The organism is Microcella sp. (genome assembly GCF_051860105.1).
GTDB lineage: Bacteria > Actinomycetota > Actinomycetes > Actinomycetales > Microbacteriaceae > Microcella.
Genome location: NZ_JBHYEO010000018.1, coordinates 35,735 through 42,599, shown reverse-complemented (window position 1 = coordinate 42,599; position 6,865 = coordinate 35,735). Strand labels below are relative to the sequence as shown.

Annotated in this window: 6 protein-coding genes; all 6 read right to left on the bottom strand. The window is 69.4% G+C overall.

Features of this window, described 5'->3' with window-relative positions:
* The coding region (locus ACTIE9_RS10355) for a glutamate synthase central domain-containing protein (protein WP_439565494.1) at positions 1 to 2,615 on the bottom strand (2,615 nt) is incomplete at its 3' end.
* Positions 2,616 to 2,767: 152 nt separating this feature from the next.
* Positions 2,768 to 3,784 carry a prolipoprotein diacylglyceryl transferase gene (lgt, locus tag ACTIE9_RS10350; protein WP_439565493.1) on the bottom strand — a complete coding sequence of 339 codons (1,017 nt, stop codon included), beginning with the start codon at positions 3,782 to 3,784 and terminating at the stop codon, positions 2,768 to 2,770.
* 50 nt (positions 3,785 to 3,834) lie between these two features.
* Positions 3,835 to 4,617, bottom strand: a complete 783-nt coding sequence (gene trpA, locus ACTIE9_RS10345; protein WP_439565492.1) for a tryptophan synthase subunit alpha — start codon at positions 4,615 to 4,617, stop codon at positions 3,835 to 3,837.
* Positions 4,614 to 5,831: a tryptophan synthase subunit beta gene (trpB, locus tag ACTIE9_RS10340; protein ID WP_439565491.1), complete on the bottom strand. Its 1,218-nt coding sequence runs from the start codon at positions 5,829 to 5,831 to the stop codon at positions 4,614 to 4,616. Before trpB ends, trpA begins: the two co-directional genes overlap by 4 nt.
* Positions 5,828 to 6,604, bottom strand: coding sequence for an indole-3-glycerol phosphate synthase TrpC (gene trpC, locus ACTIE9_RS10335; RefSeq protein WP_439565490.1), 777 nt, complete (start codon positions 6,602 to 6,604; stop codon positions 5,828 to 5,830). The genes trpB and trpC overlap by 4 nt, the downstream gene beginning before the upstream one ends.
* On the bottom strand, positions 6,605 to 6,838 hold the full coding sequence (locus ACTIE9_RS10330) for a DUF6704 family protein (RefSeq protein ID WP_439565497.1): 234 nt from the start codon (positions 6,836 to 6,838) through the stop codon (positions 6,605 to 6,607).
* Positions 6,839 to 6,865 lie beyond the last annotated feature (27 nt).

The following is a 6,865-nucleotide window of genomic DNA, read 5'->3' as shown; positions in this document are numbered from 1 at the left end:
AGCGGCACCGGGGTGCGCGCCTCGGTCTTGAGACGGAACAGGCCGCGCAAGGTCATGAGGTTCTCGGCCTGATCGTCGACGGCCTTCGTGTACTCGCGGAAGATGTCGTACCGCTTCGACCGCGTCGCGTGCTGGAGCCGGAACACCGTCTCCGGGTTGAACAGGTGCGGCGGCCCCTCGCGGCGCCACTGGTACTCGCCTCCGGTCTGCAGCCGCTCGTGCGGGTTGACCGGCGCGGACGCGGGGTAGGCGAGCTCATGACGCGCGGCGTTCTCGGCCGCGATCGTGTCGATGCCGACGCCGCCGAGCACGCTCGAGGTGCCCGTGAAGTAGCGGTCGACGAACTCCTGGCTGAGCCCGACAGCCTCGAAGGCCTGGGCTCCTGCATAGGAGCCGACGGTCGAGATGCCCATCTTCGACATGATCTTGAGCACGCCCTTGCCGAGCGCCTTGATGACGTTGCGCACCGCCTTCTCCGGCGTGATGCCCGTGATCATGCCCGACCGCACGAGGTTCTCGACGGTCTCCATCGCGAGGTAGGGGTTGATCGCCGAGGCGCCGTAGCCGATGAGCACAGCGCAGTGGTGCACCTCGCGCACATCGCCCGCCTCGACGATGAGACCGACCTGCATCCGCTTCTCGGTGCGGATGAGGTGGTGGTGCACCGCCGCGAGCATCAGCAGCGAGGGCACCGGAGCCAGATCGGCGGTCGAGTCGCGGTCGCTCAGCACGATGAACTCGGCACCGTCGGCGATCGCCTCGTCGACCTCTTCGCACATTGCCGCGATGCGCTTCTCGAGCGCCTTCGGGCCCTTGTCGACGCGGTACAGCCCCTTGATGGTCGTGGTGAGGGAACTGCCCGGGCGCGGATCGATGTGCTGGATCTTCGCGAGCTCGTCGTTGTCGATGATCGGGAAGTCGAGGATGACCTGACGCGCATGCCGCGGGGTCGCCTCGAGCAGGTTGCGCTCGGGGCCGAGCCCGAGACGCATCGACGTCACGACCTCCTCGCGGATCGAGTCGAGCGGCGGGTTCGTCACCTGGGCGAACTGCTGCGTGAAGTAGTCGAAGAGCAGGCGGGGGCGGTCGGAGAGCACCGCGATCGGGGTGTCGGAGCCCATCGCTCCGAGCGGCTCGGCTCCCGCCTTCGCCATAGGGGCGAGCAGGATGCGCACCTCCTCCTCGGTGTAGCCGAAGGTGCGCTGGCGGCGCACGATCGAGGCGGGCGTGTGCACGATGTGCTCGCGCTCCGGGAGATCGTGGAGGTGGATGCGCTGACCCTCGAGCCACTCGCCCCACGGCTCGAGACCGGCGAGCTGCGACTTGATCTCGTCGTCCTCGATGAGCCGCCCGTCGGCCGTGTCGACGAGGAACATCTTTCCCGGACGCAGGCGGCCCTTGCGCACGATGCGGCTGGGCTCGATGTCGAGCACGCCGATCTCGCTCGCGAGCACCACGAGGCCGTCGTCGGTGACGATGAAGCGGCCGGGCCGCAGTCCGTTGCGGTCGAGCGTCGCGCCGACGAGCGATCCGTCGGTGAAGACGAGCGCCGCGGGGCCGTCCCACGGCTCCATGAGCATGCCGTGGTACTCGTAGAAGTCGCGCAGCCCCGGGTCGATGTCGGTCTGATTCTCCCAGGCCTCGGGCACCATCATCATGATCGCGTGCGGCAGCGAGCGGCCGCCCAGGGTGAGCAGTTCGACGACCTCATCGAACGACGCCGAGTCGCTCGCGCCGGGCGTGACGATCGGGAACACGTCGCGCAGATCGCCGAAGAGCTCGGAGTGCAGCTGCGACTGGCGAGCGCGCATCCAGTTGCGGTTGCCCTGCACCGTGTTGATCTCGCCGTTGTGCGCGATCGATCGGAAGGGCTGGGCGAGCGGCCACGACGGGAAGGTGTTCGTCGAGTAGCGCGAGTGCACGAGGGCGAGCTTCGAGGTGAAGCGGTCGTCGCTGAGGTCGGGATAGAACGGCTCGAGCTGGAGCGTCGTGACCATGCCCTTGTAGACGAGCGTGCGGCACGACAGGGAGGGGAAGTACGAGCCGAGCTCGCGCTCCGCCCGCTTGCGGGCGCGGAAGGTCTGCCGGTCGAGAGCGAGGCCGGCACGAGGCTGGCCGTGCTCGTCGGTGCGCACGGAGCGCACGACGAGCTGCTCGAAGGCGGGCATGGCCTCACGAGCGAGGTTGCCGATGAGCGAATCGTCGGTCGGCACCTCGCGCCAGCCGAGCACCTCGAGACCCTCTTCGGCGATGATCGCCTCGATCCCGGACTTCTCGCTCGCGCGTTCGTCGGCGTCGGTCGGCAGGAAGGCGGTGCCGATCGCGTACTGACCGACCGGGGGGAGCTCGAAGGGCAGCACGGCGCGCAGGAACGCATCCGGGATCTGGGTGATGATGCCCGCGCCGTCACCCGTGCCCGCGTCGGAGCCTACGGCTCCGCGGTGCTCGAGGTTGCGCAGGGCGTCGAGCGCCGCCTGGATGATGTCGTGCCCGGCGGTGCCGCGCAGGGTGGCGACCATCGCCAGACCGCACGCGTCGCGTTCGCGACCCGGGTCATAGAGACCCTGGGCCGCGGGCACGGCGCTGAAGCGCTGCATCGGGGATGTGAGATCCATCAGAACCGTCCTCACGTTGTTGCGGGAACCGTGTGGGACGTCGCTGGCCCGAGGTGTGGATGCGCGCGCAGAGCGCGCCGCAGATGCCGGATCGAGTGTGGTGGCGATCCTCAATCACCTCCCGTGGCGCTCGGTGAGCGTCGCAGTCGGTGTCACGGCTTCGCGGCGGACCCGCTTGTGGCGTCGGTCGAACCGGTTGCACCGGCGGCGGCGAGAGCCTCATTGCCCTCGTCGTCGGAGTCGGTGTAGACGTCTTCGGAGTCTACCCCAGCCTCGGGCGACCACTCCCGACCCGCGACGTAGGGCGAGGGCTCGAGGCCGGTGTGCCGGCGCGACTGCACGATGATGATGATGATGCCGACGATCACCGCGATCCATGCGCCCCACACGTTCACGCGGATGCCGAGGAAGAGCTCGCTCGGGTCGAGGCGGATGGTCTCGAAGACGCTGCGACCGGCGCCATACCAGATCAGGTAGATGCCGAGCTGCTTGCCCCACTGCAGCACGAAGCGGCGCGCGAGCAGCAGGATGACGATCGCACCCGTCACGTTCCACACGATCTCGTAGAGGAACGTGGGGTGGAACAGCACGTCGTCCGGCAGGCCGACGGGGATCGCGTCGTTCGGCCGATCGATCACGAGCCCCCAGGGCAGGTCGGTGGGCAGCCCGAAGAGCTCCTGGTTGAACCAGTTGCCGAGTCGACCGAAGGCCTGCGCGAGCAGCAGGCCCGGCGCGAGCGCATCGGCGAAGCTCCAGAAGCGGATGCCCGTCACCCGGCAGCCGATCCATACGCCGAGCGCACCGCCGATGAGGGCGCCGAAGATCGCCATGCCGCCCTCCCAGATGTAGAGGGTCTTGAGCAGGTCGGCACCGGGGAAGAAGTAGTCGTCGGGGTGCGTCAGCACGTGGTAGACGCGACCCCCGATGATGCCGAACGGCACCGCGAAGAGCGCGATGTCGAGCGTGATCCACGGCTCGGCTCCACGAGCGCTGAGGCGCCGGTTCGTCAGCAGTACCGCCGCGACGATGCCCGCGAGGATGCACAGCGCGTAGGCGTAGATGTTGATGTCGAAGCCGAACCAGGTGAGCCCGATGTCGCGCAGCCACTGGCCGAGATTGAAGACCTGCCACTCGGGCGGCGGGCTCGGGATGCTCAGAGGCTGGATCACGGTGTCGAAACCTTTCACGGGCGTACAGGCACAGGGGGGCCGGAGACAGCCTAGCGGCGTGTTCCGGCGGAGAGCTCGCTCGCGACCCGAGCCACCTCGGACACGCCGCCGTGCTCGAGGGCCGCGACGAGGCGGGATCCCACGATCGCGCCATCGGCGTAGCTGAGCACGTCGGCCACCTGCTCGGCGGTCGAGATGCCCAGGCCGACGCAGGCGCTCGTCGAGCCGGCCTCGCGCAGGCGGGAGACAACGCTGCGGGCGGCCGCGTCGACATCGTCACGAGCGCCCGTGATGCCCATGGTCGAGACCGCGTAGACGAAGCCGCGGCTCGCATCGACGGCCTGCCTCATGCGCGCGTCGCTCGACGACGGCGCGGCGAGGAAGACGCGGTCGAGGTCGTGCTCGGTCGAGGCGGTCATCCACTCCGCCGCCTCGTCGGGGATGAGGTCGGGCGTGATCAACCCCGCTCCCCCCGCGTTCTGCAGATCGGTCGCGAAACGCTCCACGCCGTACTGCACCACCGGGTTCCAGTACGTCATGACCAGCAGCGGGGCGTCGACCCGGGCGCGGATGCGCTCGACGGCCTCGAAGCCGTGCCGCAGCCGGAAACCGTTGCGGAGCGCGGTCTGGGTCGCGCGCTGAATCGTGAGACCGTCCATCACCGGGTCGCTGTACGGCAGGCCGAGCTCGACGATGTCGACGCCGTTCTCGACCAGCGCGACAGCGGCGTCGACGCTCGCATCGAGGCTCGGGAAGCCCACCGGCAGGTAGCCGATGAGAGCGCCGGACGCCTCGTCGTTGCGCGTGCGGATCGTGTCGGCGACGGCGCTCACGAGGTCGCCTCGGCAGCGGCGGCATCCAGCAGCCCGAAGTAGCGTGCAGCGGTCTCCATGTCTTTGTCACCACGACCGCTGAGAGAGACCAGCACGATGCCCTCCGGCCCCAGCTCGCGGCCGAGCTCGATGGCCCCGTGCAGGGCGTGCGCCGTCTCGATGGCCGGGATGATGCCCTCAGTGCGGCTCAGCAGGCGCAGAGCATCCATCGCCTGGGCGTCGGTGACGGGTCGGTACTCGGCCCGCCCGATCGAATCGAGCCAGGCGTGCTCGGGGCCGACACCGGGGTAGTCGAGGCCCGCGGAGATCGAGTGCGACTCCATGGTCTGGCCGTCGTCGTCCTGCAGCATGAGGCTGCGGGCCCCGTGCAGCACGCCCGGACGACCCTTCGAGATCGTCGCAGCGTGGAACATCGTGTCGACGCCGTCGCCCGCGGCTTCGTTGCCCACCAGGCGAACGCCCTCGTCGTCGAGGAAGGCGTGGAAGATGCCCATGGCATTGCTGCCGCCGCCCACGCACGCGACCACCGCGTCGGGGAGTCGACCGGTGAGGGCGAGCACCTGCTCGCGCGCCTCGATGCCGATGACCGAGTGGAAGTCGCGCACCATCGTCGGGAAGGGGTGCGGGCCCGCGACCGTGCCGAGCAGGTAGTGCGTGTTCTCGACGTTCGCGACCCAGTCGCGCAGCGCTTCGTTGATCGCGTCCTTCAGCGTGCGCGAGCCGACCGTGACGGGCACGACCTCGGCACCGAGCAGCTTCATGCGCGCGACGTTGAGGGCCTGCCGCTCGGTGTCGACCTCGCCCATGTAGACGACGCACTCGAGCCCGAACAGGGCCGCCGCCGTCGCACTCGCGACGCCGTGCTGGCCCGCGCCCGTCTCGGCGATGATGCGGGTCTTGCCCAGGCGCTTGGCGAGCAGGGCCTGACCCAGCACGTTGTTGATCTTGTGGCTGCCGGTATGGTTGAGGTCTTCGCGCTTGAGGATGATGCGCGCCCCACCGGCGTGCTCCGCGAAGCGCCGCGCCTCAGTGATGATCGAGGGGCGCCCGGTGTAGGTGCGGTGCAGCTCGGCGAGCTCCTCCGCGAACGCCGGGTCGGCCTTCGCGGCCTGGTAGGCAGCGTCGAGCTCGTCGAGGGCGGCGATGAGCGACTCGGGCACGAAGCGCCCGCCGAACTCGCCGAAGTAGGGGCCGACCTGTTCGCGCAGATTCATGAGACCGCCAGGAATTCGTTGAGGGCGGCGACGGGGTCGCCACCGGTGACCAGGGCTTCGCCGACCAGCACTACATCGGCTCCTGCTCGACGGTAGTGCTCGACGTCTGCGACTCCGCTGACTGCCGACTCCGCGATGCGTACGGTGCCCTCGGGGATGCTCGGCGCCAGTCGACCGAACAGATCGCGATCGAGCTCGAAGGTGCTGAGGTCGCGCGCGTTCACGCCGATTAAGCTCGCGCCCAGGTCGACCGCTCGGCGCACCTCGTCGGCGTCGTGGGTCTCGACGAGCGGCGTCATGCCGAGCTCGAGGATGAGGCTGTGCAGCGCGTGCAGCGTCGGGTCGTCGAGGGCCGCCACGATGAGCAGCACCAGGTCGGCGCCCGCCGCACGCGCTTCGAGCACCTGGTAGGGCTCGGCGATGAAGTCTTTGCGCAGCACCGGGATGCTCACGGCCGCACGCACCGCATCGAGGTCGGCGAGGCTGCCGCCGAAGCGACGCTCCTCCGTCAGCACGCTGATCGCTGAGGCGCCGCCCTCGGCGTACTGCCGGGCGAGATGAGCGGGATCGGGGATGCTCGCCAGAGGCCCGCGCGACGGGCTCGCCCGCTTGACCTCGGCGATGATCTTGACGTTCGCGGAGCGTTGGAGGGCCCCGCGGGCATCGAGTGCCGCAGGAGCCGCGAGAGCGGCGCGCTCGACCTCGACGAGCGGGCGCTGCTCCCGGCGCCGAGCCGCGTCCTCGAGCGCCCCGGCGACGAGGCCGTCAAGCACTTAGGGGTGCACCTTCGGCTGGTACTTCGGGCCCTTGACGCCGTACCCGGCCTTCGCCATCACGCCGCCGATGATCCAGCCGACGAGTACGAGCGCGGCGCTCGCCCAGACGAGCCACGCGAGCTCGAAGAAGAACGCGACCGTGCCGATCGTGAAGCCGATGAGCATGATGGTCACGGCGGTCCAGGCGGCGGGAGAGTGTCCGTGGCCGGGGTCGTTCTGCGCGTTCATCATCACTCCTGTGAGGGTCGGTCGATTGCG

Coding starts and splice junctions, on each gene's coding strand:
- ACTIE9_RS10330 (WP_439565497.1), bottom strand. CDS start 6,838: ATGATGAACGCGCAGAACGACCCCGGCCACGGACACTCTCCCGCCGCC.
- trpB (WP_439565491.1), bottom strand. CDS start 5,831: ATGAATCTGCGCGAACAGGTCGGCCCCTACTTCGGCGAGTTCGGCGGG.